General features: G+C 67.6%; 27 protein-coding genes and 1 pseudogene. 11 read left to right on the top strand and 17 right to left on the bottom strand.

The window, feature by feature from the left end; translation table 11 throughout:
• From EYW49_RS19625 to EYW49_RS19580, 10 genes and pseudogenes are all read right to left on the bottom strand, one after another.
• Positions 1-144 (bottom strand): annotated as a pseudogene (locus EYW49_RS19625) (IS256 family transposase); the annotation flags it as partial.
• Between the two features lie 73 nt (positions 145-217).
• Positions 218-481, bottom strand: a complete 264-nt coding sequence (locus tag EYW49_RS19620; RefSeq protein ID WP_131311326.1) for a hypothetical protein — start codon at positions 479-481, stop codon at positions 218-220.
• Positions 478-666 (bottom strand): helix-turn-helix transcriptional regulator, encoded by a 189-nt coding sequence (locus EYW49_RS19615; protein WP_228259692.1) that lies wholly within the window; start codon positions 664-666, stop codon positions 478-480. The genes EYW49_RS19620 and EYW49_RS19615 overlap by 4 nt, the downstream gene beginning before the upstream one ends.
• Before the next feature lie 511 nt (positions 667-1,177).
• Entirely contained in the window at positions 1,178-1,687 is a 510-nt protein-coding gene (locus EYW49_RS19610) for a GNAT family N-acetyltransferase (protein ID WP_131311324.1), read from the bottom strand.
• Between the two features lie 60 nt (positions 1,688-1,747).
• The gene (locus tag EYW49_RS19605; RefSeq protein ID WP_228259691.1) at positions 1,748-2,596 is read right to left on the bottom strand and encodes a DMT family transporter; all 849 of its coding nucleotides are present in this window, start codon (positions 2,594-2,596) and stop codon (positions 1,748-1,750) included.
• 488 nt (positions 2,597-3,084) lie between these two features.
• Positions 3,085-4,287 (bottom strand): MFS transporter, encoded by a 1,203-nt coding sequence (locus tag EYW49_RS19600; protein WP_131311322.1) that lies wholly within the window; start codon positions 4,285-4,287, stop codon positions 3,085-3,087.
• Positions 4,288-4,291: 4 nt separating this feature from the next.
• A complete protein-coding gene (locus EYW49_RS19595; RefSeq protein ID WP_131311321.1) occupies positions 4,292-4,621 on the bottom strand; it encodes a hypothetical protein in 330 nt (109 codons plus the stop codon).
• Between the two features lie 2 nt (positions 4,622-4,623).
• On the bottom strand, positions 4,624-5,184 hold the full coding sequence (locus EYW49_RS19590; RefSeq protein ID WP_131311320.1) for a cysteine hydrolase family protein: 561 nt from the start codon (positions 5,182-5,184) through the stop codon (positions 4,624-4,626).
• Positions 5,185-5,218: 34 nt separating this feature from the next.
• Positions 5,219-5,662, bottom strand: a complete 444-nt coding sequence (locus EYW49_RS19585; RefSeq protein WP_131311319.1) for a MarR family winged helix-turn-helix transcriptional regulator — start codon at positions 5,660-5,662, stop codon at positions 5,219-5,221.
• Positions 5,663-5,997: 335 nt separating this feature from the next.
• The gene (locus EYW49_RS19580) at positions 5,998-6,690 is read right to left on the bottom strand and encodes an alpha/beta fold hydrolase (RefSeq protein WP_131311318.1); all 693 of its coding nucleotides are present in this window, start codon (positions 6,688-6,690) and stop codon (positions 5,998-6,000) included.
• 846 nt (positions 6,691-7,536) lie between these two features.
• On the opposite strand from EYW49_RS19580, the gene EYW49_RS19575 reads away from it, so the two are divergent.
• The 7 genes from EYW49_RS19575 (at position 7,537) to EYW49_RS19545 (ending at position 14,460) form a co-directional block, all read left to right on the top strand.
• Complete coding sequence (locus tag EYW49_RS19575; protein WP_131311317.1) at positions 7,537-8,724, top strand: M20 metallopeptidase family protein; 1,188 nt, start codon at positions 7,537-7,539, stop codon at positions 8,722-8,724.
• Between the two features lie 55 nt (positions 8,725-8,779).
• Positions 8,780-8,995: a DUF3311 domain-containing protein gene (locus EYW49_RS19570; RefSeq protein WP_131311316.1), complete on the top strand. Its 216-nt coding sequence runs from the start codon at positions 8,780-8,782 to the stop codon at positions 8,993-8,995.
• Positions 8,988-10,457: a sodium:solute symporter family protein gene (locus EYW49_RS19565; RefSeq protein WP_131311315.1), complete on the top strand. Its 1,470-nt coding sequence runs from the start codon at positions 8,988-8,990 to the stop codon at positions 10,455-10,457. The genes EYW49_RS19570 and EYW49_RS19565 overlap by 8 nt, the downstream gene beginning before the upstream one ends.
• A gap of 457 nt (positions 10,458-10,914) precedes the next feature.
• Positions 10,915-11,745 (top strand): ABC transporter ATP-binding protein, encoded by an 831-nt coding sequence (locus EYW49_RS19560; protein WP_131311314.1) that lies wholly within the window; start codon positions 10,915-10,917, stop codon positions 11,743-11,745.
• Positions 11,742-12,530 (top strand): ABC transporter permease, encoded by a 789-nt coding sequence (locus EYW49_RS19555; RefSeq protein WP_131311313.1) that lies wholly within the window; start codon positions 11,742-11,744, stop codon positions 12,528-12,530. Before EYW49_RS19560 ends, EYW49_RS19555 begins: the two co-directional genes overlap by 4 nt.
• A gap of 44 nt (positions 12,531-12,574) precedes the next feature.
• Positions 12,575-13,603: an ABC transporter substrate-binding protein gene (locus EYW49_RS19550; RefSeq protein ID WP_131311312.1), complete on the top strand. Its 1,029-nt coding sequence runs from the start codon at positions 12,575-12,577 to the stop codon at positions 13,601-13,603.
• Between the two features lie 161 nt (positions 13,604-13,764).
• Positions 13,765-14,460 (top strand): hypothetical protein, encoded by a 696-nt coding sequence (locus EYW49_RS19545; RefSeq protein WP_131311311.1) that lies wholly within the window; start codon positions 13,765-13,767, stop codon positions 14,458-14,460.
• Between the two features lie 87 nt (positions 14,461-14,547).
• Here EYW49_RS19545 and EYW49_RS19540 read toward each other — a convergent pair whose 3' ends face one another.
• From EYW49_RS19540 to EYW49_RS19510, 7 genes are all read right to left on the bottom strand, one after another.
• Positions 14,548-15,621, bottom strand: a complete 1,074-nt coding sequence (locus EYW49_RS19540; RefSeq protein WP_131311310.1) for an ethylbenzene dehydrogenase-related protein — start codon at positions 15,619-15,621, stop codon at positions 14,548-14,550.
• A gap of 37 nt (positions 15,622-15,658) precedes the next feature.
• Positions 15,659-16,273 (bottom strand): cytochrome b/b6 domain-containing protein, encoded by a 615-nt coding sequence (locus EYW49_RS23100; protein ID WP_165498339.1) that lies wholly within the window; start codon positions 16,271-16,273, stop codon positions 15,659-15,661.
• The gene (locus EYW49_RS19530) at positions 16,270-17,265 is read right to left on the bottom strand and encodes a cytochrome c3 family protein (RefSeq protein WP_131311308.1); all 996 of its coding nucleotides are present in this window, start codon (positions 17,263-17,265) and stop codon (positions 16,270-16,272) included. The genes EYW49_RS23100 and EYW49_RS19530 overlap by 4 nt, the downstream gene beginning before the upstream one ends.
• Before the next feature lie 135 nt (positions 17,266-17,400).
• Positions 17,401-18,765 carry a sigma-54-dependent transcriptional regulator gene (locus tag EYW49_RS19525; RefSeq protein ID WP_131311307.1) on the bottom strand — a complete coding sequence of 455 codons (1,365 nt, stop codon included), beginning with the start codon at positions 18,763-18,765 and terminating at the stop codon, positions 17,401-17,403.
• Between the two features lie 12 nt (positions 18,766-18,777).
• Entirely contained in the window at positions 18,778-20,577 is a 1,800-nt protein-coding gene (locus EYW49_RS19520; RefSeq protein ID WP_131311306.1) for an ATP-binding protein, read from the bottom strand.
• 206 nt (positions 20,578-20,783) lie between these two features.
• Positions 20,784-21,671: a cation diffusion facilitator family transporter gene (locus EYW49_RS19515; RefSeq protein WP_131311305.1), complete on the bottom strand. Its 888-nt coding sequence runs from the start codon at positions 21,669-21,671 to the stop codon at positions 20,784-20,786.
• 31 nt (positions 21,672-21,702) lie between these two features.
• A complete protein-coding gene (locus tag EYW49_RS19510; protein WP_228259690.1) occupies positions 21,703-22,020 on the bottom strand; it encodes a PepSY domain-containing protein in 318 nt (105 codons plus the stop codon).
• A gap of 152 nt (positions 22,021-22,172) precedes the next feature.
• On the opposite strand from EYW49_RS19510, the gene EYW49_RS19505 reads away from it, so the two are divergent.
• From EYW49_RS19505 to EYW49_RS19490, 4 genes are all read left to right on the top strand, one after another.
• Positions 22,173-22,844, top strand: coding sequence for a response regulator transcription factor (locus EYW49_RS19505; RefSeq protein ID WP_131311304.1), 672 nt, complete (start codon positions 22,173-22,175; stop codon positions 22,842-22,844).
• A complete protein-coding gene (locus EYW49_RS19500; protein ID WP_131311303.1) occupies positions 22,841-24,196 on the top strand; it encodes an ATP-binding protein in 1,356 nt (451 codons plus the stop codon). The genes EYW49_RS19505 and EYW49_RS19500 overlap by 4 nt, the downstream gene beginning before the upstream one ends.
• Positions 24,197-24,286: 90 nt before the next feature.
• Positions 24,287-24,625, top strand: a complete 339-nt coding sequence (locus EYW49_RS19495; RefSeq protein ID WP_131311302.1) for a hypothetical protein — start codon at positions 24,287-24,289, stop codon at positions 24,623-24,625.
• A 52-nt stretch (positions 24,626-24,677) separates the two neighbouring features.
• Positions 24,678-25,148, top strand: coding sequence for a DUF2271 domain-containing protein (locus EYW49_RS19490; RefSeq protein ID WP_131311301.1), 471 nt, complete (start codon positions 24,678-24,680; stop codon positions 25,146-25,148).
• Positions 25,149-25,154 lie beyond the last annotated feature (6 nt).

The following is a 25,154-nucleotide window of genomic DNA, read 5'->3' as shown; positions in this document are numbered from 1 at the left end:
CTTCTCGCCCCATTCGGCACCGGTGTGGGCGCCGATCTCCAGCTCCATCAGGCGCTCCGCGGCGAAGCCGATCATCTCGCGCAAAACATCGGCGTCGGCGCTCTTCTCCACGAGCGTCCGTAGGCTCATCATCATGTCGGTCATCGGTGGCTCCTCGGTCGGGTTGGTTCTCGCAACTCCGACCATACCGCCGCACCGCCGATGACCACCGTTCTCGTCAGCTACACCACTTCATGGGACACGACCTCGGATTGCGGGCGACCCACTCGGCACCCTCGCGCCGCCCGTCGGGCAACCACCGACTGACGATCGCGTCGGAGCGAGCGAGAGCGGCGGCGGCGATGCGCTGAAAGGCGATGCGGTGAGCGGTCGTCGCGACGGAACCGCCCCAACTGCGAGCGCCCTCCGTCCAAGGATCATGGTTCGTCACGAGGTTGTTGCCGCGATCGACGGCGAGGAAGCGGCGATATTTGTCGGTCATCGCACGCCCTCGCTCGTGTTGGTGCGGACGCCGGCATTGACGAAGACGGCGAGATCCTCGACCGCATAGGCCACACGGCGGCCGATCTTGCGATAGATCGGACCACCGCCGGAGACCCGCCACGCCTGGAGCGTGCGCGGGCTCAGCCCGAGCCGCCCGGCGGCATCCTTTTCGTCGATCAACACGGGGAGTGAATTCGAAGCGCCCATAGGGCTCGCCTCCAACTTCCGGGGGGCACGATTGCCACCAACCGGAAACGATGGAAGTCGAGCAGGTGCGCTCAATCAACGGCATAGGTCGGCATTGCCATAGTTTGCCAAGACCCGCCGCGCGCCGCATGATCGCCGTCCGTCGCTGCACGCGGGCGCTGCGCAAGAACGGGAGTGGTCGAGCCATGGCCTTTGAATGGGACTGCCGGCGATTCGGTCCCTACGAAGACGCACGCTTCGCCAGCGGACCCTCACGGACGGCATCAGGGCAGCTCGCGCCGAGATCGCGAAACGTCGGTCCATGAAAATCTGACCACCGCCTCGGCGGTGGTCACTCGGGCGGGGCGGGACACTCGGCAATTTTCGCCACGGTGGCGCGGTTGCACCTGGTCACGGCCTGGACGATCGACCCGCCCGCGCCGGAACCGGCAAGTGACGGCCTGCGACTCGAAGCGGCCATCCACATTAGCGCCGACCGGTCGACGACCTACAGCGATCGCTCGAAGAAGACCAACCATTCGGCCATGCGCGGTGAAACCGGATAATAGGCGGGGACCCGCCGAAATCCCGATCGCTCGTAGAGGCGGATGGCTTCGGCCTGCCGAATGCTGGTGTCGAGGCGCATCAACCGGTAACCGGCATCCCGCGCATCGGTCAGAATCTGGCTTGCGAGCGCGGACCCGACACCACGGCCGCGAAAGGATTCCGGAACGAACATCCGCTTCATCTCGCAGAACCCGCTGCCCAGATCGTGCAAGGCGACACAGCCGGCCGGCGCTCCGTCGACGTCGGCCAGTAGGAGACTGCCGGACGGTGGCGCATATTTTCCAGGAAGGGCGGCCAGTTCGGCAGAAAAGGCGGCCTCGTCGAAATAGCTGTCGATCAAGGCCAATTCGTCGGGGTGCCTCTCGCGGTGCCACCGCACGAAGGCGCGCATCAGGTGGCGGACGTGGTCCAATTCGGTTTCGGTGACGGCTCGAACGACACGAACGCTCATCTTCCCCCCTATGACAGTTCTGCGGACGCCTTCCACGACATTCGTTCGGGCTTGGCGCCGTCAGCGCGGGTCGCGCGGCGGTGTGAGCGGCGGCGGGCGACGACGCGACAGAATTACGATGGCGATGCCGCCGAGCACCGCCGACGCGGCGACGGCCAGTCGCAACGACAGTGATTCCCCCAGCAGCAATACCGCACCGAGCGCGGCAATCACCGGCACGCCGAGTTGGACCGTGGCGGCGAATGTCGCGGTCAGGCCCGGAAGGGCGGCATACCAGATGGCATAACCCAGGCCCGAGGCGACGGCGCCGGAAGCAATCGCCCAGCCGACGCCGGCGGGGTCGGGACGGGCGTGAGCGATCAGAACTGCGCTGCCGACGAGGCTCAGTGGGACGGTGCGCAAAAAGTTTCCCGCCGTCGCCACGATCGGATGGCCGGCGCGCCGGCCGCGCAGCGAATAGACGCCCCAGGCGATGCCGGCGGCGCTCATCGCCAGCGATGGGATCAGGGCCGGTGCGGTGATGCCGGGCGCCATTAGGGTGATCAGGCCGCCCGCCGCCAGCACCAGTCCGGCCGACTGGATCGGCCGAAACCGTTCACCCTGCGACAGGCCCCAACCGATCATCGTTGCCTGCACGGCGGCAAAGAGGATGAGCGCGCCGGTCCCGGCGGCCATGGCGGTATAGGCGAAGGAAAAGAACACGGCATAGGCGAAGAGCGCGAGGGCCGATGGCCAATTGCCTTCGGCGAGCGGTGAACGCCGCATCCGGGCGGCGATCGCGGCGAGAATCAGCGCGCCGGAAACGAGGCGAATCGAAGTGAAGGTCATGGCGTCGATCGGCGTGTCGCGCAGCGCCGTGCGGGCGAGAAGCGAATTGCCGGCGAAAGCGACGAGGGCGACGACCGTCAACGCCGCCGTGCGCAGTGGGGGCATGTCGTCGCCTCGCTCTCTGGGCGGATCGATTGGATCTTTGCGGTTTCAATCGATCCAATAGAGCGTATCTCGTGCGAAATGGGAACGACGCGGTCGGCGCAGGCGTTGAAAATCGTCGATGAGGGCGGCGCGACGATGCTCAGATGAAGACGCTCGGCGACCAAGGCACGAAAACACGGCCGAATGCCCGATTCACGGCCGGGTCCCATTTGGCGCCGTCGGCCATCGATGCCGGATTCACTGATTGATCCGTGCGACCCCAACGAGCTTCCGCTTTCGGCGCTTAGCGGAGGCTCGTCGATGCCTCGCGCGCCCCTTCATTCTGCACGCGTCTCTTGCACGATAGAACCACTCGAGGTGGTCGGGTCCTCATATCCGTGCCCAATCACGCGTTTGCGCGAGATTCGGGGGCGGTGTGTGTCTCGGAACTCGATAAGGTCAACAATCCGATAGAAACACGGTATTCACTCGGGCCTCATGAGATAGTGCAGTCCGACTATTGCGGCAGCAAATCCGGAAGCCGCGCCGACGCCCAGCGCCCAGCGCGGACCGAAGGCATCGGCAACCCAGCCGACGATCGGGGCGCCGATCGGCGTCGCGCCGACACCGATCGCCAGACGCAATGCCATGACACGGCCGCGCATCACCGGCTCGGTCGATAGTTGCATCAGACTGCTCGTCGAATTGGTGAAGGTCAGAATCGAGACGCCGACGACGACGAGCGCGGCACCGAACAACCAGACGTTGGGCGCGATCGCGGCGAATGCGAAGCCGAGTCCGAAGATCGCGGCGGTGAGGGGGAGAAGCCCGAACCGAGGTTGCTCCCGTCTGGCGGCGAGCAATGCGCCGGCGAGCGTGCCGAGTGCCATGACCGAAGTCAGCAGCCCATACTGATCGGCTCCGCCATGGAAGACGCCGGTCGACATGGTCGAGATGAAGATCGGGAACTCGAGCCCGAACGTGCCGACCAGGAAGAGCATCCCGAGGATGACGATCAAGTCCGGGCGCGACCGGACATGGCGGAAGCCGTCCACGAGGCCGCCGCGGGCGCGCCCGGCGCGTGCGTTGGGATGAAGTTCCGCCACGCGCAGAAACCCGAGCGACACGAGCACGGCACCGAAGGAGGCCGCGTTGATCAAGAACGCCCAACCAGAGCCCACGACCGCGATCAGGACACCGGCGACGGCCGGCCCGACCATTTGCGCGACGTTGATGGATGCGGAATTCAGCGCCACCGCGTTGGAAAGGTCATCGTCTCCGACGAGATCGGAGACGAAGGTCTGTCGGGCTGGGCCGTCGACCGCATTGACGCAGCCGGATAGGAGCGCGAGCCCGTAGACATGCCACAGCTGGACGAACCCGGTGACGACGAGAAGACCGAGGACGAGCGCCAGGATACCCGAAGCCGCCTGAGTGGCGATCAGGAGCCTGCGTCGGTCGAAGCGATCGGCCGCATAGCCGGTCCACGGCAGCAGGAGAAGCTGCGGCCCGAACTGCAGGCCCATCACGATGCCGACGGCCGTTGCGCTGTGATCCGTGAGTTCCGCCAGAACCAGCCAGTCCTGGGCGGTGCGCTGCATCCATGTTCCGACATTGGAGACGAGCGAACCGAGGGCCCAGACGCGATAGTTGAAGACCTTCAGTGAGCGGAACGTGCCGTTGGCCATGCCGTCAGGAGCCGGTGGGCGAATTGCCGCCGTGGAACCGCCCGAACAGACGCGCGGACATCACACCCATGAGCAGAACGCCCAGACCTGCGGCAGTGACGTGATCGGCGGCTCGGAGAGTGAAGCATCCCACGCGGGCAATGAGAAGGTAGGCGACGACGAAGTTCGCAAATCCCCAGAGCACGTTCACGGTCGAGGACGACAGACCTTCTCCCGATGGCTTGGCAAACGGGCTCTGAAAAGACCGCCCCATCATGCCGCTGACGAAATGCGGAACGGCGTTCGCCAGAAAGGCGCCGCCGAACAGGTAGGAGAGGTCGTGAAGCCATTCCATGGTCAGGCACTCCTCTGCAGAAGATCGATGATGTCCCGCGTCGTGCCGGTTTCCCCGATCCGGGGAAAAACGCGGGTGATGCTGTAGGTGTGGGCCTCGGCGTTCGCGTCGGTCATCGCGTCGATTGCGAGGGTGACGTTGAAGCCGAGCTCAAACGCTTGGCGCGCGGTGACCTCGACGCCGTTGCTGGTGGCGACGCCGGCAATCACGACTTGGGTGACCCCGAGTGCCCTCAAATGGGCGTCGAGACCGGTATTGGTGAAGGCGCCCGGTGTGTGCTTCGTCACCACGTGGTCCTGCGGCTGCCGGTTCAACTCGGGGACGAGATCGGTCCAGCCGGTTGGAAAAGCCCCATCGAGGCGCCGCTGTTCGGTCCGGCCCGGCGCAACGCCGGCGACGTTGACCAACACGACCGGCAAGCCTTGCGCGCGAAAGGCCGCCGACATCGTGCCGACGCGCTCGATCACGGCCTCGATGGGATGCGTCGCGAGCAGCGAAACAATGCCTTTCTGGAGATCGATGACGATCAACGCGGTCTTCGGATCGAGGGCGGTCAAGGGCATGGGCGTGTCTTTCCATCCAAACGATCGAGAAGCATCAGGAATCCCCCAAGCGTTTGATGAGCGCCGCGGCGGACAGCAGCGTCTGTCGTTCTGCCGGATGGAGTTTTGCCACGGCCGCGAGTAGCCACGCGTGCTTTGCCAGACTTCGCTTTCGTCGCGCCTCGGCACCCGCCGCCGTCATCGAAAACAAAACTTGTCGTCCATCGGAAGGATGCGGCTTGCGCTCGACCAGGCCCTCCTGCTCGAGGCCGGCCAAGATGGTGCCCATCGACTGGGGTTTCATCGCTTCCGCACGTGCGAGATCTGCGGTGGTCATCCCGCCGCTCTCTTCCAACAGGGCGAGAGTCGCCGATTGTGAGAAGTTCAGACCGTCCGGATTTGCATCCGCACGCAGGCGGCGCAGCACTCGTCCGATCGCCTGCGTCAGCGCGGGAACGACGATTTCGGGAGATATCGGTGGTTCAGGGATGGTAGCCATTTCTCATATATCGCACATCAACAGATAGACTGGCAAGGTTGCCTGCGGATATGAGCTGCCGATGGCTTTCCGCCCATCGATGGCGACGGCGATGGCGGCTGCTCCGGTGCGGACTTCAGGAGTTTCGCACAATGCAAGAGTATTGGATTACCGGCATCTGCTCACGATCTGCCCCTCGCGCAGGCTGCCCGTTTCCAGAGTGATCCGGTACCTCGTGAGCTTTCGGCGCGACGCGGCCGGTGACGTGAGCGACTGCAAACGCCCGAGTGCGGCATCTAGGCGTGCTTCGCTCGATGTTTCCGCTGCCGTGGATTGTGGTCGGGCGACGCCGATGTTCATTCCTGCAACCATCTGGCGAGAGCCAAGGAGACGAGCAGCGGTTGTTCGATCGTAGAAGCATGCCCACAGTCGGGGACGACGACCAGAGTTGCTCCGGGAATAAGGGACGCGATCTCCTCTGACCGCTCCGGCGGCGTGAGCGCATCGCAGTCGCCGACGAGTACGAGTGTCGGAACCCGAATCGCCGCGAGACCCGGGCGGGAATCGGGACGGTTGATGACCGCTTCGGTTTGCCGAGCAAACCCTTCCAAACCGACAGCTTGGCCCATCCTTCTATTGATCTGACGCAGGTTTGCGTCCGCACGGCGCGAGGGATGCAGGATCGAGGTCAGCGTTTCTTCGCTCCAGGCGGCAAAATCGCTCTCCCGAGCGCGCGCCAACATCACCCGACGCTGGCTTGTCTGCTCAGGTGTGTCGGGTTGTGCCGACGTGTCGAGGAGTGCCAGCCTTGCTACCCGTTCGGGTGCCTGCCGCATGATCTCCATACAGATGTACCCTCCCATCGAGATGCCCACCAAGGCGAAGCGCGGTGGAGCATTGGCCAGGACAGCGGCCGCCATCTCGGCGATCGTTTCCCCTGACAAGGTCGATGCGGTCGTGATCGGCCCGAATTCCCAGAGGGCAACCGATTGAGGAGCGAAGGCCTCTGCCGAACAGAGCAGGCCGGGTACGAATACGATCGGGGTCATCGTCACCACCTCTTGGTTTTGAAACGGTCCTCGTAGCCAAGTCTGACTGGGTTGCCTCGGACTGCCAACCGACTTGCGGGCATAGAGGTCACCCATATCAGCCTCCCGTAGGGAAGAAGGACGCGCGGTACGGTGCCGGTGTTGTCGATACGGATCGTCAAGAACGACGCGGGGTTACCGACATTTTGGAAGCCGTAGCCGACCGGTGCGACCCTTACACGCTTGGAACTGGCGTGGGGGCAGCGGCCGATATCGGCGCGAAGCGGTAGCGTCGCCCCCCTCGCGGAGGATCCGCACCGAGCCCAGGTGGCCGAGGCCGGGCAGCGCCACGGCGAGACATTCGGTCGCTTGCGGTATGCCGACGAAGGACTTGTCGACAGGTACCCGGAGGCGCACGGTGCGCCCCGACCGAGCCGGGAGCCAGGCTGTGCACGACGCACGACCGCACACCATCGAAGAATGCCGCCCCGTCGCTGCGCGGACGGCGGCTCGTGCCGCCCTGCCGCACCGTATCCGCCGCTCGGTGGCGCTCGGACCGCGGGGTCGTCTTCGCCGTCGCGCCCCGGTCGGCGAGTCCCGGGACCGCACCGGCCATGAAGGTTTCGACGCCGAGCCTCGTGCTCGGCGTTTCCGTCTCGGCGGAGCGCGGTCGCTCCCCGGTGGCCGGGTGACCACATCGGTCGATCGCCCGCCCGCGAGATCCGAGAAACCGGGACGCCGGCGGGTCCGAGCCATACCGGACAGCCGGACGCGATCCCGGTCGATGGGCAGCCGACGACGAGAGATCGACGCAGGCTCGACGCAACGGGCTTTCGTTGCCCGACGACATTCGATACGGCGAACGGCATGACATCGATCGACGACCTGGTTCGAGCCAATCACGACTATGTCGTCGGTTTGCGCAGACACTTTCGAGCCCACCCGGAACTGAGCGGCGAGGAACACCGGACCCAGGCGCGGATCGCCGCCGAGTTGGCGGCGCTCGGCCTCTCGCCGCGGCCGATCGCCGGTACCGGTCTGGTCGTCGACATCGCGGGAGGCCGTGCGTCCGGGCGGGCGGGCCGGTCGATCGTCGCGGTGCGCGCCGACATGGATGCCCTGCCGATCACCGACGAGATCGAACGGGACTACCGTTCGACCGTCCCCGGCGTCTGCCACGCCTGCGGCCACGACGGCCACATGGCGATGCTTCTGGGCACGGCCAAGTCCCTCTGCGAGATCGCCGAGCGTCTGCCGGGCGACGTCCGCCTGCTGTTCCAGCCGTCGGAGGAGCAACTGCCGGGGGGCGCCCGCTCGATGATCGACGAGGGGGCGCTCGACGGCGTCTCCGCCGTGCTCGGCGCGCATCTGTGGCAACCCTTTCCGGTCGGGACGATCAACCTGACGCCCGGGCGTCTGATGGCGAGCGCGTTGGAATTCGCGATCACCATCCGGGGGCGCGGCGGTCATGGCGCCGCGCCGCATCGCACCGTCGACCCGATCCTCGTCGGGGCCCAATTGGTCACCGGGCTTCGGACGATCATCGGCGCCCAGGTCGATGCCCACGAGACGGCGGTGCTGACGCTCGGCGCCTTCAACGCCGGCACGGTGTTCAACGTGATTCCGGACAGCGCGGAACTGAAGGGCACGGTGCGGGTGTTCGACGCGGCGCTCGGCCGGCGGATCTTCGAGAGCATCGACCGCATGTGCGCCGGGCTCTGCGCCGCCTCCGGTGCCGAGTACCAATTCGTTCCGACCATCGGCTATCCGGCGGTGATCAACGAGTCCGGGATCGCCGGACTGGTCGCCGAGGCGGCGCGCGAGGCCTTCGGAGAGGCGGCCGTCCGCGAAGTCGAGCCGTTGATGGGCGGCGAAGACTTCGCCTATTACCTCGAACGGGTGCCCGGTGCGTTCTTCCTGATCGGCGCCGGCAACGCCGACGCCGCCGTGTACCCGCACCATCATCCGAAGTTCGACATCGACGAGGCGGCTCTCGACGACGGGTGCCGAGCGATGACGCATGCCGTTCTCAAAGTGCTCGAGCGAGCGCCCTGAGCATCGACGACAACCAGGGCCGGCGACAAACCGACCGAACACGAGAGGTTGGAAGATGAGTATGCAACGGATGATATTGACGGTCTTTCCCTTCATATGGACGATCGGTCTCTTGCCGTTCGCCAATCATGTCAAACCGTTCGTCTTCGGACTGCCGTTTCTGGCATTCTGGCTGTCGTTCAGCATCTATGTGACGTTCGTCTGCATCCTTCTCCTGTACCGGCTCGATTCTCGCGCCCGCCGAGCCGAGGGGGGCAACCTCGATGACTGACCAGACGATAGCCCTCGCCATCATTTTCGTGTTCGTGGTCGGCGCGACGGTGATCGGCCTCATTCCAGGCTCCAAGAAGAAGCTGTCGGTGGAAGAATGGGCGGTCGGTGGCCGCAACTTCGGACGGTGGCTGAGCTGGTTCATTCTGGCCGGCGAAATCTACACGGCCTTCGCCTTCCTCGGCGGCAGTGGCTGGGCCTATTCGCGCGGTGGCCCGACCTTCTACATCCTGGGCTACGGCGCCCTCGCCTACATGGTCGGCTACCATCTGCTGCCGGCGATTTCGCCGATCGGCCGGCGCCACGGGTTGATGACCCAGCCCGACCTGATCGAGCATCTCTATGGAAGCCGCACCCTCGGCGTCCTCACGGCCGCCGTCGGCGTCTGCTTCCTGCTGCCCTACCTTCAGTTGCAGCTGACCGGCCTCGGCCTGATCATCGAGACCTGTTCCTATGGCGTGATCACGCGGGTTCCGGCGATGCTGATCGCCTTCACCCTGGTCGCCGCCTTCGTCTATCTCAGTGGACTGAAGGGCGTGGCGCTGACCGCGGTGTTCAAGGACGTCACGATGATCATCGCCGTGGTGTTCTTCGGCCTCTACCTGCCCTACCACTTCTTCGGCGGTCTCGGGCCGATGTTCGATGCCATCGAGGCGGCGAAGCCCGGCTTCCTGGCGGCGCCGGGCGGCACCAAGAACCTCGACGTCAGCTGGATGATGTCGACGCTGGTCTTGACCAGCCTCGGCTTCTACATGTGGCCGCACTTCACCGCCAACGCCTTCAGCGCCAAGAACGCCGAAGTCCTGCGGCACAACGCGGTGTTTCTGCCGCTCTATCAGATCTGCCTGTTGTTCCCGATGCTCGTCGGTTTCGCGGCGCTGCTGATTCTGACCCCGGCGCTGAAGACCCCGGACATGGCCTTCATGACCATCGTCCGTGAAAACTTCCCCGGCTGGGCCCTCGGTCTGGTCGGCGGTGCCGGCGCGCTGGCCTGTATGATTCCGGCGGCGGACCTGATCCTGTCGACCTCGATGCTGACCACCCGCAATCTCTACGGTCGGACCGTCGGTGCCGGTACGTCCGCGGAACATCAGGGCAAGGTCGTCCGCTTCGTGGTGCTCGGCCTCACGGCGCTCGCCCTGGCCCTGGCCATCGGCGCGCCGAACATGTTGGTCAACCTGCTGTTGACCGGCTATTCGGGGGTGAGTCAGTTCTTCCCGCTGCTGGTCCTGGGGCTGTTCTGGAAACGCGCCACCCTGGCGGGTGCCTTCTGCGGCCTGATCACCGGCGAATTCCTGGTGTTCTGGCTGATCCTCGACAAGCTGGACCCGCTGGCGATCCTCGGCCTCAACCTCAATGCCGGCTTCGTCGCCCTGGTCGCCAATTTCGTGGTGTTCGTGGCGGTCAGCCTGGTCACCTCGAGCGAGGCGAGCATCGAACGCAAGGCGCGGGCGATCGCCTGACGCAAGCCATCCGGCTCCCGACCGCGCGCGTCGCGGCCGGGGGCAGGTCGTCCAATCCCAGGTTCGGGCCGGCGGGCCGGGCCGCGGCGACAGCGCTCCGGAGAGCACCGCGACGACGGAATTCGCCTGTCGCGGCATCTTCCGCATCACGAAGCGAACCCGGCGCGCGTCGAGGGGGGCGAAACTCTCCACCTCGATCGAGCAAACCTCCGGCCGTTTCCCGAGTCGGAAACCGACCCGGGCGAGACGTGAGACGGGTCTCGCGGACGCGTCTCGCAGGCGCCTTCCGAATTCGAACGAGACCCGTGACCGGTCCGACCGCTTCGGCCGACCCCCTCCCTTGGTCGGTGCTTGACCGTCTCCTCGGCGGCGGGGAAAGTAGCCTCCCTTTTTTCGACGGCGGGCGTTCCACCGTCGGTCTCGTCCGCCCACGGGCGAGACGTCCGGGAGAAACCGCATGTCCGCGCCCGACGCTCCACCCGGCCCCGCCGCGACGAGCGCCATTCGCCTCGACGATGTTCGCATCGCGTTCCCGATCAAGGGCCAGTCGACCTATGAAGCCGTGGCTTCGACCTCGTTCGCGGTCGCCGAGAGCGAATTCGTGTCGATCGTCGGCCCCACCGGCTGCGGCAAGTCGACCTTGCTCAACGCCGTCGCCGGTCTGGTGAAGCCGGCCGGCGGCCGCGTCTCGGTGCTCGGTCGGCCGCTCGTCGGGTTGTGCCGCGAGGCCGGCTATCTCTTCCAGCAGGACGCGGTGATGCCGTGGAAGACGGCGCTCGACAACGTCGCCCTCGGCCTGGAGGTGGCCGGACGGCCGCGCGCCGAGGCGGAGCGCGAGGCCCGCGACTGGCTCACCCGCGTCGGCCTCGCCCGCTTCGCCGATCGCTACCCCCACCAGCTCTCCGGCGGCCAGCGCAAGCGCGTCGGCCTCGCCCAGGTGCTGATCCGCCACCCCAAGATCCTGTTGATGGACGAACCCTTCGGCCCGCTCGACGCCCAGACCCGCCAGATCATGGGCACCCTGCTGCTCGACCTGTGGGCCGCCGATCGCAAGGCGGTGCTGTTCGTCACCCACGATCTCGAGGAGGCGATCGCGCTGTCCGACCGGGTGCTGATCATGTCGGCCGGCCCCAATGCCCGCATCATCGGCGATCATCGCATCGACCTCGCCCGGCCGCGCGACACCGCCGACATCCGCCTGGATCGCCGCTTCCACGAACTGCACCGGGCGATCTGGAGCGAGCTCAAGGCCGAAGTGGTCAAGACCTACGGGGAGGCGAGCGCATGAGCCGCTGGAAACTCCTGGTCCTCCAGGTCCTGGTCGGCGTGGTGGCGATCGCCGCGTGGTGGATCGGCTCGTCGGTGAAGATCGCCGGCGTGCTGCTGCTGCCGCCGTTCTTCTTCTCCACCCCCGGCGACGTCTTCGCCCGGGTGATCCGCATGTTCGCCACCGGCATGGTCTGGCGCCATCTCGGCATCACCCTGCTCGAGACGGCACTGGCCTTCGCCATCGGCGCGGTCGGCGGCATCGTCTTCGGCTTCTGGTTCGCCCGCAAGCCGACGGTCGCCGCCGTCTTCGATCCCTATCTGAAGATGGTCAACGCGCTGCCCCGCGTCGTCCTCGCGCCGATCTTCATGCTGTGGCTCGGCCTCGGCATCTGGTCGAAGGTGGCACTCGGCGTCACGCTGGTGTTCTTCATCGTCTTCTTCAACGTCTATCAGGGGGTCAAGGAGGTCAGCGCCGTGGTGCTCGCCAACGCTCGCCTGATGGGCATGAACGAGCGTCAACTGTTCCGCCACGTCTACTGGCCTTCGGCGCTCTCCTGGATGTTCTCCTCGCTCCACACCTCGGTCGGCTTCGCGCTGGTCGGGGCGGTGGTCGGGGAATATCTCGGATCCTCCGCCGGTCTCGGCTATCTCATCCACCAGGCCGAGGGCGTCTTCGACATCGCCGGGGTCTTCGCCGGCATGTTCGTCCTCGCCGCCTTCGTCCTGGTGATCGACTGGGCGGTGACCCTGGTCGAGAACCGTCTGCTGGTCTGGCGCCCGCAGAGCGCCCTTCTCAACGAATGACCCTCGAAGAGGGCAGAACACGCGATCAACAGGGAGAAAACGCGATGAAGCGCCTCGCACTCGGCCTCGCGGCCGGTCTCGCCGTCCTCGGCCTCGCCGTCGTCCCGGCCCTCGCGGTCACCCCGGAGAAGCCCAAGATCGAACTCGGGGTCGGCGGCAAACCCTTGCTCTACTACCTGCCGCTGACGCTGGCCGACCGCCTCGGCTATTTCAAGGACGAGGGCCTCGACGTCACCATCGACGACTTCGGCGGCGGCGCCAAGGCGCTGCAGGCGCTGATCGGCGGCTCGGTCGACGCCGTCACCGGCGCCTATGAGCACACCATGCGGATGCAGCAGAAAGGCCAGGAGATCACCGCGGTGATCGAGCTCGGCCGCTTCCCCGGCATCGTCTGGGCGGTGGCCAAGGCCAAGGCCGACAAGGTCAAGACCGTCGCCGACCTGAAGGGCCTGAAGATCGGCGTCACCGCGCCGGGCTCCTCGACGCACCTCACCACCGTCTATCAGCTCGCCAAGGCCGGGGTCTCCGCCGAGGACGTCGCCTTCGTCGGCGTCGGCAGCGGCGCCTCCGCCGTCGCCGCGCTCGAACAGGGCAACGTCGACGCCGTCGCCCATCTCGATCCGGTGATCTCCAAGCTCGAAGCCGACGATGCGGTCAAGATCCTGGTCGACACCCGCACCGAGGCCGGCACCCGTGCGGTGTTCGGCGGCACCAATCCGGCCGCCGTGCTCTACGTCAAGGCCGACTTCGCCAAGGCCAATCCCAACACCGTCCAGGCGCTGACCAACGCCTTCTATCGGACGCTGAAGTGGCTCGACAAGGCGACGCCGGCCGAGATCGCCGCCGCCGTGCCGGAGGACTATTGGCTCGGCGACAAGGATCTCTACCTGCGCGCCGCCAAGGCGTCGCTGCCGACCTATTCCAAGACCGGCATCGTGCCGCAGGAAGGCATGACCTCGACCCTGAACTTCCTCGAGGTGACCGAGCCCGGCTCCTTTAAGGACGCCAAGATCGATCTCGGGCGGACCTTCGACGATCGCTTCGTCAAGAAGGCCGCCGAAACCATCAAGTGAGACGGCGGCGGGCGGTGGTTCCCATCGCCCGCCCACGATCCTGCGGACGGGGGCGGATCCTCGGAGAGCGAAGGCGAGACGGCTCGGCGGCCGTTGCCGCGCGGGCGCCGCCGCCCTCGGAAGACGCCGCCCCGCCCGGACTCGTCGGGGGACCTCGGGTCATGCGCTTCGTCCTCGGTCTGCTGTCCGGCCTCCTCGGCCTTCTCGCCGGTTGGTTCGGCCTCGCCTTCCTGGTCATCGCCCTCGCCGGTCACGACCAGGACGGCGGCATCGCCATGGCCGCGGTCTTCCAGATCGGACCGCTCGGCGGCCTCGTCGGATTGGCCGCGGGCGTCGGCCTGTTCCTGTGGAAGGGCCGGGTACGCGGACCGGCGACGCCGGCCGGTCCCGCGCCGACGCGGACCTCACGCCCCTTCGCGGTCGCGGTTCTGGCGGTCACGGCCGGCCTCGTTTGGTGGGGCTGGTGGGAATTCGTCCGCTCGCCCTACCTCGGCCATGGCTTCATGACCCTCGAGCTGCAGTTCCGCCTGCCGTCCGGCATGGCGCTGCCGGCGTCGGCCGCCGACGTGCGGCTCGCCGTGGAGGAAGACGGGCAATCGGCGATCCCCATCCTTCCCGAAGGGCGGTGGCACGGCCACGACGGCGATCGCCCGGTGATCCTCGCCAGTGCCTCGCTCAGCCGGAAGACGTCCCGAAGGATCGTGCGGCTGGTGATGCCCGACGTCCCCGAACGGGTCTGGTGGCTCGACCTCCCCGCCGACCCCGACCCGACGCCGGGCTTCACGCCCTGGCGCCTCGCGACCCCCGCCGCCGCCCCGGCGATCGAGATGAACTATCGCCTCGGCGCCGACCGGTGAGCGGAAAACGGCCGGCCGATGGGGGCGATCCACCGGCCGACCGTTCGCGGACCGCCGACCCGGCACCGGGCCGGGTCGACCCCGTCCTCACTTGTCGAAGATCAGATGCAACGGCTCGCGCACCTGGGCGTGGCGGACCTGGGCATTGTCGAAGAAGGCGATACCGAAGCCGTAGACCTTTGAGAGGTCGGCGAACTGGACGTCGAACTTCGACGCCGTGGTCAGCGGGCGCTCGAACACGATCGTCCACTTGCCCTCGGCCCACTTGGCCGAGACCTTGATCACGCCGCGATCGCCGGTGAAGGGCGCGACCAGGATCGACGACACTTCGTCCCCGGGGACGAACTTGGAATCGTCGAACGCGACCTTGTCCTCGGCCTTGAGCCAGTAGGTGCCGCCCTTGTTGGCCGGCTTGGCGTCCTTGCTCATGAACTCCGGCTTGCCTTCGACCAGCTTGATGTCGGCGTAGCCGCCGGGGTTGCCGGCAGCGCTGGCGTCGGACTTGCGCCCGGCGTCGGGGAACTTGGCCGCGTCGAAGCGGGTGCTGTCGAGATACTGGTTGTCGGCCTGGCCATTGAAGCCGCCACGGACATATTTCATGTGCCAGATGTCGCCGAGCTCGCCCTCGTCCTCGGTGTACTTGTTGCCGTAGGGCTTGCCGGGTTCGCCGGCGTGGCAGGAGGCCTGACAACCGAACTTCTCGTCGAAGCCGAAGATCGAGTGATCGATGTTCCAGATCAGCGCGGTCTTGTCCTCGTAGTACTTGTTGTTGTCGCCGCCCTTGTCGTCGGGATCGACGAGCTTCTTCCACGAGCCGTCGGCCTGCTTGACGTAGGGCATGCGCCGCACCGACAGGGTCGGATCGTCATAGACCACCCGCAGCCAGATCGTCTTGGCGTCGTAGGCCGCCTGGATGGTGCCGGTGGTGTTGCCCTGGCCGTCCTTGAAGTTGATGCCCTTCTGGGCCTTGACCTCGGTTGCCGGCGCGGTCTTCCAGACGCCGTCGACGACCGCGGCGTCGAGCACCGGCGCCGCGGCGACCTTGACCGCATGAACGTCGATCGGCTTCAGCGGCACCCGCTTTTCTTCTTCGGCGAAGGCTCCGCTGGCATAGAGGCAGACCGGAAGGGTCAGCGCGACGGTGGCGAACAGACGTCTCATGGTTGTTTCCCCCTGGTGTTGGATCGGCACGGCGAGATCACTCCTCGTGCCAACCGGTGATCATCATCTTGAACAGCGAAGTCACTCGGACACCGGTGGTGCCGAGATAGATGTGGGCGAGCATGAAGAGGATGACGACGCTACCGGCGATGTAGTGCAGGAAGGCGACCGGCAGCAGACCATCGACACCGAACATCTTGGCCGGTGCGAATTGCGGGTAGAGAAAGACGAGCCCGGTGACGACGACGACCGGCACGACCGCATACATGATCAGCCAGTAGACGATCGCCTGGAGCGCGTTGAAGTTGGCTTCGACGGTTGGCGGATAGGGGTGTGGATCGCCCTTGAAGATGCCCCAGCCGTAGTACACCGCCTGGCGCCAACAGCGCCCGAGCACCCCCGGCGGCTTCGGCACGTATTGCCACCAGTTGCCGGAGAGGATGTTGGCGACGACGAAGAAGCCGTAGGTCGCGACCAGGGCGACGCCGGCGATGTCGTGGATCCGCGCGGCGAGGCTGAAGGGCACCAGCAGCGGGCCGGAGCCGGCGAAATGCAGGCTGGCGCCGGTGATCGCCAGCACGATCATCAGGACGGCGTTGGTCCAGTGCCACAGGCGCAGCCAGACCGGCAGGAGATAGATCCGATGGCTCACGACGACCTCCTGCGGCGGATCAGGGCGAGGGCGATGCGGAGCGCGCCGTGGCCGAGGAGCACGGCGACGGTCAGTCCGAACAGCACGCCGACGGTGCGGTCGACGATCGGATTGCGGGTGGCGCCGACCACATAGGCGCTGTCGAGAATCGCCGCGTTGGCGAAGCCGAGGTCGGCGGTGCCGTTCTCGGCGGCGAAGCGATAGAGGCGGGTCGCCAGCGCGGTCTCCTGCGAATGGCAGGTGACGCAGTTCTTCTCGGCCTTGTCCTTGCCGAGAATCTCGTGAGACATGCCGAGGCTCTTCACCGGCGAGGTCGGGGTGTGGCATTCGATGCAGCGCACCGCCTGCCAGTGCAGCCGGGTGTTGGGCAGCCAGGCGTGCAGGGTGTCGAGATCGGGGCGGACCTTCTGCGGCGTCACGCTCGCCGAGAACAGCGCGAAGCGCAGGTCCGAGTTGTGGCAGCCGACGCACATGGCGTTGTCCTGGGCCACGATCTTGTGCGGGTCGCCGAGCTTGGCGGCGACGCGGAAGGCGTGCGGGTCATGGCAGGTGCGGCAGGTGAACTGCTCCTTGAAGTTCTTGGCATGGACCGAGGCTTCGAACTGGGTCTCGATCCGCAGCGCCTTGGTGGCGTGGCACTCGCCGCATTCGCTGATCGACTGCTTCGCGCCGGCCGCGTGGGGAAAGGCCTTGTAGCCCTGCCCGTGACAGACGGTGCATTCCATGCCGGCGTGATTGGAGGCGTCGAACTGCGCGGGATCGTGGACCAACTGCCGCAGCTTCTCGAGGTCCAGGTCGGCGCGCGGCGGGGCCTTCAGACCCTGCTCGGTGTGGCAGCCGTAGCAGGCGGCATTCGACTGGCGGATCTTCTCGACCAGGGCCGGATCGCTGGGGGCGGCCCCCTTGACCTCGGCGGCGAACGCCGAGGCACCCGAGACGGCGACCCCGGCGAGCACGGCGAAGGCGAACAGCGATTGGGTGACCGACTTCATGCGGATTCCCTCGTCTCGGCGAGGAGGGAACCGCAAGATCGAGGCCAGCCGGGCCGCGGCGGGAACCGCGGCGTTTCTCGGCGGTTTCGCGCGGGCGAGGCGATCGATGGTGTCGCGATTTCACGACAGCTGTCGTCAATCGGTGACGATCGCCCAGCGCTTCATGCGGACATAGAGATTCTGGCGGGGAATGCCCGACAGGCGGGCGGCTTCCGAGATGTTGCCGCCGGCCGCGGCGAGCAGACCGCGCAGGTAGTCCCGTTCGAAGTCGTGTCGGGCCTGCTGGTAGCCGAGCGGCCCCGGCGCGCCGACCGCGGCGGCCGGCCCCGGCGCCACCGCCTCGATGACTCCATCGAGATGCGGCACGTCGACCGGGCCGCCGGGATGGAGCGCCACCAGTCGTTCGATCGCGTGTTTCAACTGGCGGACGTTGCCGGGCCACGGCTGGATCTCGAGGGCGCGCAGGGCCGCCGGCGAGAACGGCCCGACCTTCTTGCCGAACTTGGCGGTGAAGTGGTCGAGGAAATGGGTCGCCAGCAGCACCACGTCGCCGACCCGATCGCGCAGCGGCGGCAATCGCAGCACCACCACGTTGATGCGGTAGAACAGATCCTCGCGGAAGCTGCCGGCCGCCACCGCCGCCGCCAGGGGGCGATTGGTGGCGCAGATCAGCCGGAAATCGCTCGACCGCCGTTCGGTCGCCCCGACCCGGGAGAAGGCGCCGTCCTGCAGCACGCGCAGCAGCGACGACTGCAGCTTGGGGCTCATGTCGGCGATCTCGTCGAGGAACAACGAACCGCCGTGCGCCTTCTCGAAGGTTCCGGCGGTGGTCTTGGCCGCCCCGGTGAAGGCGCCCTTCTCGTAGCCGAACAGCAGGCCCTCGAGCAGGCTCTCCGGCAACGCGCCGCAGTTCACGTCGAGATAGGGGGCCTTGGCCCGTCGGCTCTCGGCATGGAGCATGCGGGCGACGACGTCCTTGCCGGTGCCGCTCTCGCCCTCCAGCAACACGGTGGTGTCGAGTTTGGCCACTTGGCGGATCTGCTCGGCCAGACGCATCACCACCGGCGAGGCGCCGATCAGGGACGGCCCGGCGAGCGACGCCTTCAGCGCATCGATCTCGCGATAGGCGCGGTCCATCTCCAGCGCCTTGCCGATCACCCGTTCGAGATCGTCGAGATCCTCGAAGGGTTTGGTACGGTAGTCGAACAGCCCTTCGCGCACCGCCGCCATGGCGTCCTTCACGTCGGCGTGGCCGGTGATCATGATCGCCGTCAGGCGCGGCCGGATCTTGCGGAACTCCCGCAGCAGATCGAGCCCGTTGGCGTCCGGCAGGCGTTGGTCCATCAGCACCAGATTGAAGTCCTCGGCGGCGAAGGCGGCGCGCGCCTGCCCCCCGGTCTCGGCCAGCCGCAGATCGAGGCAGCGCCCCCGCAGCAACCCGTCGAGGAGGGTGCGGGTGAAGTGGTCGTCGTCGACGACGAGGATCTTTGCGCTCTGCATCTCTCGCCCCGATCAAGCCTTGTGTCCGACGTCCGGCGAACCCTCCGGCCGGCGACCCTCCGCGAGCCGTCCTTCGGGAAGCCATAGAGCAAAACACGCACCACCCGCCGGTCGGTTGCTCGCGGTGACGATTCCCTCGTGCAGCAGGGCGATGTGCATGACCACGGCGAGACCGAGACCGGTGCCCTCCGGGCGGGTGGTGAAGAACGGCGTGAACAGCTTGGCGGCCACCGTTTCGGAGAGGCCGGGCCCCTCGTCCTCCACCGTCAGGCGCCAGCCGGCCCGACCGTCGTCGAGGCGCTCCGGGGCGAGGGTCAACAGGATGCGCCCGTCGTCGCCCATCGCCTGCGCCGCATTGGTCAGGAGATTGAAGAGGGCGTGGCCGAGCAGGTTGGGATCGGCGCCGATCGAGACCTCGCCGTCCGGCAGCCGGCGTTCGACGCCGACGCGGCGCCCGATGCTCTGGTGGAACAGCGCCAGGGCCTCGTCGATGATCGCGCCGAGATCGCTCGGGCGGCTGTCGAAGCTCGAGACCTTGGTGAAGTTGAGCATGCGCTTGACGAAGGCGCTGCAATTCTGCCCGGCCTTGCGGATCTCGCCGAGCAGTTCGCGCACCCGCCCGGGATCGTCGACCGAGCGCTCCGCCAGTTGGGCCATGTTGATGACCCCGACCAGCGGATTGTTGAGCTGGTGGGCGATCTCGCCGATCATCGTGCCGACCGCCGAGAGTTTCTCGATCTGCACCAGACGCTGGTGTTCGTTGGAGATGGTCAGCAGCCGATGCTCCAGGGCGTGCTGGCGCCGGTAGTCGGCCTCGACCCCGGCGAGGGCCCGATTGAACGACAGGAAGACGATCGTCCCGGCGCCGAGACTGACCAGGGTGGCGAGCACCATCCAGAAGGTGAAGGTCGCCTGCGCGCGGCTGCGGTCGCCGACCGTCACCAGCTTGCCGAGTTCGCGACCCGAAGCATCGCGCAGCGGCAGGACCATGACCGCCAGCGTGCGGCCGTCGATCGACACGCTGCGGGCGGCGGTGTCGCGGACGGCGGTCTGCAACAGCGCGGTCTCGGCGCCGTCGACCTCGGCGACCGACTGCGACACCAACACGTGATCGCCGAAGTCGAGCGGGGCGATGGGACGCCCCATCAGACGGCGCCCCTGCTCCCAGGCCGCGTGATCGAGGAGATCGCGCGCCAACAGCACATAGAGATGCACGCCCAGGGACGCACCGGTCTCGGTGAGGAGCGGCCCGACCTCCTTGCCCAATTCGATGAAGCCGATGATCCGGCCGTCCTGCCGCCAGGGACTGACCGAGCGCAGCGTCAGGGTTCCGAACGATCCCAACTCGATCCCCGCCGCGGTCTCACCGGTGGTCGCGGCCTGGAGCATGGTGAAGCGATCGATCAGGCCGCCGGAGTGCTCGGGGTCGTGGATCCGCACGAGGTTCACCCGGTCCGGACCGGTGAAATAGAGATGGGTGAGGGCGTGGTCGCGATGCAGATCGCGAAACAGCGGCGCGGCCAATGTCTCCAACGCGTCGCGATTCTGGGAGGCCAGCGCCCGGGCCAGGGCATCGGAGGCTTTGAGCGCGGTCGCAGTGGCCTGCATCAGCCCGCTGGAGGTCGCGATCTTCTGCGCGAACAGGGTCTCGACCGAGGTCGCCACGGCGACGAAGTCGTCCTCGCGGGTCTGCCGCTCGATCCCATAGACGGTCATGATGAAGGCCGCGACGACGAAACCGACCAGCCCCGCCAGCCGGGCCAACATCCGCCGACGGATCGGTGGTCGCGTGGTCGTCGCAACGAGCGTCATTAAGAATTCGAGCCCGGGAGGTGAGCAAGGGTCGACGAGCGATCACCTCATCTTCTGACACTTCGCCGGGCAACTGGCAAATTTCGCGAGGATCTGCCGTTCGGGCCGTCACGCCCGTCGAGACCGACGCCGTCCTCCGTCTCCCCACGCCTGCGAGCGCCCCTCGTCCCTGCCGACCGGACCGCCGACGCGACCTCCAGCTCGGGTCAGATGACGAACACGCCGCGGTGTTCGGCCTCGCCTTCCGGTTCGACGTGGATGGTGACGACCGCCTGCGCGATCACGCCGGCCAGCGCCGTCTCGATGCGGTCGCAGATGGCGTGGGCTTCGCGCACCGACAGGGTGCCGGGAACCACCAGATGGAAATCGACGAAAGTCGCCTTGCCGGCATGGCGGGTGCGGATGTCGTGGGCCTCGAGCGCGCCGCCGGCGTGGGCGCCGATCGTCGCGCGGATCTCGGCGAGCGTCTCGTCGGAGACCGCCTCGTCGAGCAGGCCGGACAGCGAACTGCGCGTCACCTGCCAGCCCGACCACAGGATGTTCAGCGCCACGATCGCCGCGAGCAGCGGATCGAGGATCATCCAGCCGGTGATCACCGCCAGGAGCACACCGAGCACGACGCCGACCGACGAGATCACGTCGGAGAGCAGATGATGCCCGTCGGCGACCAGCGCCGGCGACCGCAGTTTCTTGCCCTGCGACACCAGAACCCAGCACCAAAAGCCGTTGAGCGCGCTGGCCACGCCGTTGATCAGCAACCCTACGAGCGGCGCCTCGAGCGGCTGCGGGGCGAGAAATCCCTTGTAGGCCTCGTGGATGATCAGGATCGCCGCGACGATGATCATCACCCCCTCGAGCACCGCGGAGAAGAACTCCGCCTTGTGGTGGCCGTAGGGGTGTTTGGCGTCGGCCGGCCGGGCGGCGACGTGGATGGCGATCAGCGCGGCGATCGCCGTGGCGACGTTGACGGTGCTCTCCAACCCGTCGGAGAGCAGCGCCACCGAACCGGTCACCCACCAGGCCAGCAGCTTCAGCGCGAGGACGATCAGTCCGACGACGATGCTGCCGGCCGCGATGCGAATGGTCCTGTCCATGATCCCCCCGAAGGCCGATCCCCGGCCGACGTCAATCGTCCGCACCCCAGCGCCGGCCGTGGCGACCATGGCCGCCGTGATCGTCGCGCCCGTCGTCCTCGAGTCGTTCGAGCGTGGCCGGATCGAACCGCCCCTTGACGATCTCGCCGCGCCCGTCGCGGCCGATCGCCTTGTAGCAGCCGTCGTCTGAGCGGATCTTCGCCGCCGTCCAGCCGTCCGCCTCGAGCTTCTTCTGCAGGGCCTCGCGCGGTTGCCAGTCGGCGAGCGGCACGTCGCAGCGCGGCTCGGCGAGCCCCGCCCCGGCGGACATCAGCAGCACGACGGCGGCGAATACGGCACGGCGGGACAAGGGACGGCATCCTCCTCGAGAGGGGCGAGAGATCCATTCCACCACGCGGGCCTGAAAGCGACCTGAACGCGCGGTCGAAAATCGCCGCCGCGTTCGCCGCCGCTCGGTCTAGACTGGTGCGACGCGGCGGCATCACGACGGCGAGACGACCCATGCGCATTCTCTCGATCGAAGACGATCCGGTGCTCGGCCAGGCGGTGCGCGACCAGATCGTCGCCGACGGCCATTCCGCCGACTGGGTCACGCGGCTGGCCGACGCCGAGAGCGCGATCCGCACCGCGGTGTTCGATCTCGTCCTGCTCGATCTGATGCTGCCCGACGGGCGCGGCCTCGACTTCCTGAAGCTGTTGCGCAGCGGCGGCGACGTCACGCCGGTGATCGTCCTGACGGCGCGCGATCAGATCTCCGACCGGATCGCCGCGCTCGACGCCGGCGCCGACGACTATCTGGTCAAGCCGTTCGATCTCGCCGAACTGTCGGCGCGCATCCGCGCGGTCGGCCGCCGCTATTCCGGCAATCCCAACCCGCTGGTGACGATCGGCGATCTCGACGTCGATCTCGGCGGCCGCACCGTCCACCGGGCGGGCCGGACGGTGGCCTTGACCCAACGGGAATGGTCGCTGTTCGAGGCCTTCGTGCAGCGGCCCAATCAGTTGCTGTCCAAGGCCCAGCTCGAGGAGCGGCTCTATTCCTTCGAGTCCGAAGTCGAGAGCAACACCATCGAGGTCTATGTCGGCCGGCTGCGCAAGAAGCTCGGCGCCGCGGCGATCGAGACGGTGCGCGGCATGGGTTACCGGCTCGGCTCGCCCGGGGGCGGCACATGAGCGGACCGGCGCAGCGCAGGTGGAGCCTCGGGCGCCGGCTCGGCGTCGGCCTCGTCCTCGCCGTCACCGTCCTGTGGCTCGCCGCGGCGACGGTCGCCGGCCTGGTCCTGCGCCGGGAGATCGACCAGATCTTCGACAGCGCGCTGCAGGAGGTGGCGCAGCGCGTCCTGCCGCTCGCCTATTCCGAACTCCTGTCGCGCGAGGCCGGGGATGCCGCCCAGCACATGGCGCCGATCGGCCCGCATCGCGAATTCATCACCTATGTCGTGCGCGACGGCGAGGGCCGGGACCTGCTGCAATCCTCCGACGCCGAGCCGCACCGCATCCCGAAGGGCCTCGACGACGGCTTTCGCTCGGTCGACGGCCTGCGTCTCTATACCGAGTCGGCGGTGCGCGGGACGGTCCGCGTGACCACCGTCGAAGCCCTCGCCCATCGCGACGCGGCGGTGCGGCGGGCGGTGCTGGCGCTGGTCTGGCCGCTCGCCGCCCTGGTGCCGGTGGCGCTCATCGCCGTCGTCCTGCTCGGGCGGGCGACGCTGCGGCCGATCCTGGTGTTCCGCCGCGAGATCGAGGCGCGGGGCCGCGGCAATCTCTCGCCGCTCGCCGCCCGTGGTCTCCCCGACGAGATCGCGCCGATCGCCGGCGCCGTCGATGCCCTGCTCGACCGGCTGCGCGGGGCGCTCGAGGCGGAACGATCGTTCACCGCCAACAGCGCTCATGAACTGCGCACGCCGATCGCCGCGGCGCTCGCCCAGGCGCAGCGCCTCATCGCCGAAATGACCGACGAGACCGGCCGCGAGCGGGCCCGCGCCGTCGCCGCATCGTTGCGCCGGCTGTCCGGCCTGTCCGAGAAGCTGTTGCAACTCGCCAAGGCCGAAGGCGGCGGCCTGATCGCCGAGAAGGCCGCGCCGCTCGGGCCGGTGCTGGCGCTGGTCGTCGAGGAGATCGACCGGCGCTTCGACGTCGCCGAGCGGCTCGACGTGGCGATTCCCCCCGACGGCGGCGGGCCGAGCGACCTCGACCCCGACGCCTTCGCGGTCTTGGCGCGCAATCTGATCGAGAATGCGCTGAAGCACGGCGCGCGCGACGGCAAGGTCGCGGTGCGCCTCGGCGACCATCGCTTCGAGGTCGAGAACGACGGGCCGGCGGTCGCCCCCGATCGGCTCGAACGGTTGACCCGCCGCTTCGAGCGCGGGCCGACCACGGCGGAGGGCTCGGGTCTCGGCCTCGCCATCGTCGCGGCGGTCTGCCGGGGGGCCGGTCTGAGGCTCGATCTCCTGTCGCCGATTCCCGGCCGCGCCGAGGGTTTCCTCGCGCGCGTCGAACTTCCGCGCAGCCGATCTGCCGCCTGACGGCGAGCTGAACGCCGCCCGGTCGGTCGTTCAGGTGCCTGTCAGGTCGCCGCCGCAGGGTGATCCGGTCGCCTCAGACCGGAGCCCCCGATGAAAAGACCTCTCCTCCTCGCCGTCGCTCTCCTGGCCGGCGCCGCCTCGATCGGCGTCGCCTTCGCCGCCACCGACGTCCTCCATCATCGCCACGGTGCCGAACATCGCGATTCCGTCGCCGCCTCCGACGACGACGGCGCGTTCCGCGTCGCCGATCGCGAGCGGCACGGGCACCACGATCGCGACGGCCGCCACCGCCGCCATCACGACGACGAGGGCCACGGCGCGCGCGACGGCGCCCGCGCCGAGCGCCCGGCGGCGACCGACCCCGCCGCGCCGGTCCCCGACAACCGCCTGTTCCAGGGCAAGGCCCGCCCGACGGTCGAAGTGAACTGACGCCGCGCCGCGGCGCGCCGCTCTCCCCTCCCGAGACAACGGAACCCGGATCATGAAGATCGTTCTTCCCGCCCTCGCCATCGGCGCGGCCTTCCTCGCGCCGATCGCCGCCGAGGCGAAACAAGTCACCGTCCAGACCACGATGAAGGCTTACGGCGGCAGCGGCGCCTATGCCGTGCTGTGGGTCGGCGACGCCGGCGGCAAGTACAAGGGCACGCTGTGGCTCGCCGGCGACCGCGCCAAATACTGGCGCCACCTCGCCGATTGGCAGCGCGCCTCGGGCGGGCGGCCCGCGGAGGTCGACGGCATCACCGGCGCCAGCATCGGCTCGGGCCGCACGCTGAAGATCACCGTCGACATCGCCGACGCGCTGATCGACGCCGGCTACCAGCTTCACGTCGACACCGCCGTCGAGGACGGCCGCGAGGTCCCCGCCGACGCGGTCGTGCCGCTGTCGACCGATCAGGCCGGCAAGCCGGTCGTCGGCAAGGGCTACGTGAAGTCGCTCCTGGTCACCTTCTGAACCGGA

The sequence above is a fragment of the Siculibacillus lacustris genome (assembly GCF_004328075.1).
GTDB lineage: Bacteria > Pseudomonadota > Alphaproteobacteria > Rhizobiales > Ancalomicrobiaceae > Siculibacillus > Siculibacillus lacustris.
The sequence above is the reverse complement of the archived record's forward strand: the minus strand, read 5'-3'. Positions and strand labels throughout refer to the sequence as shown.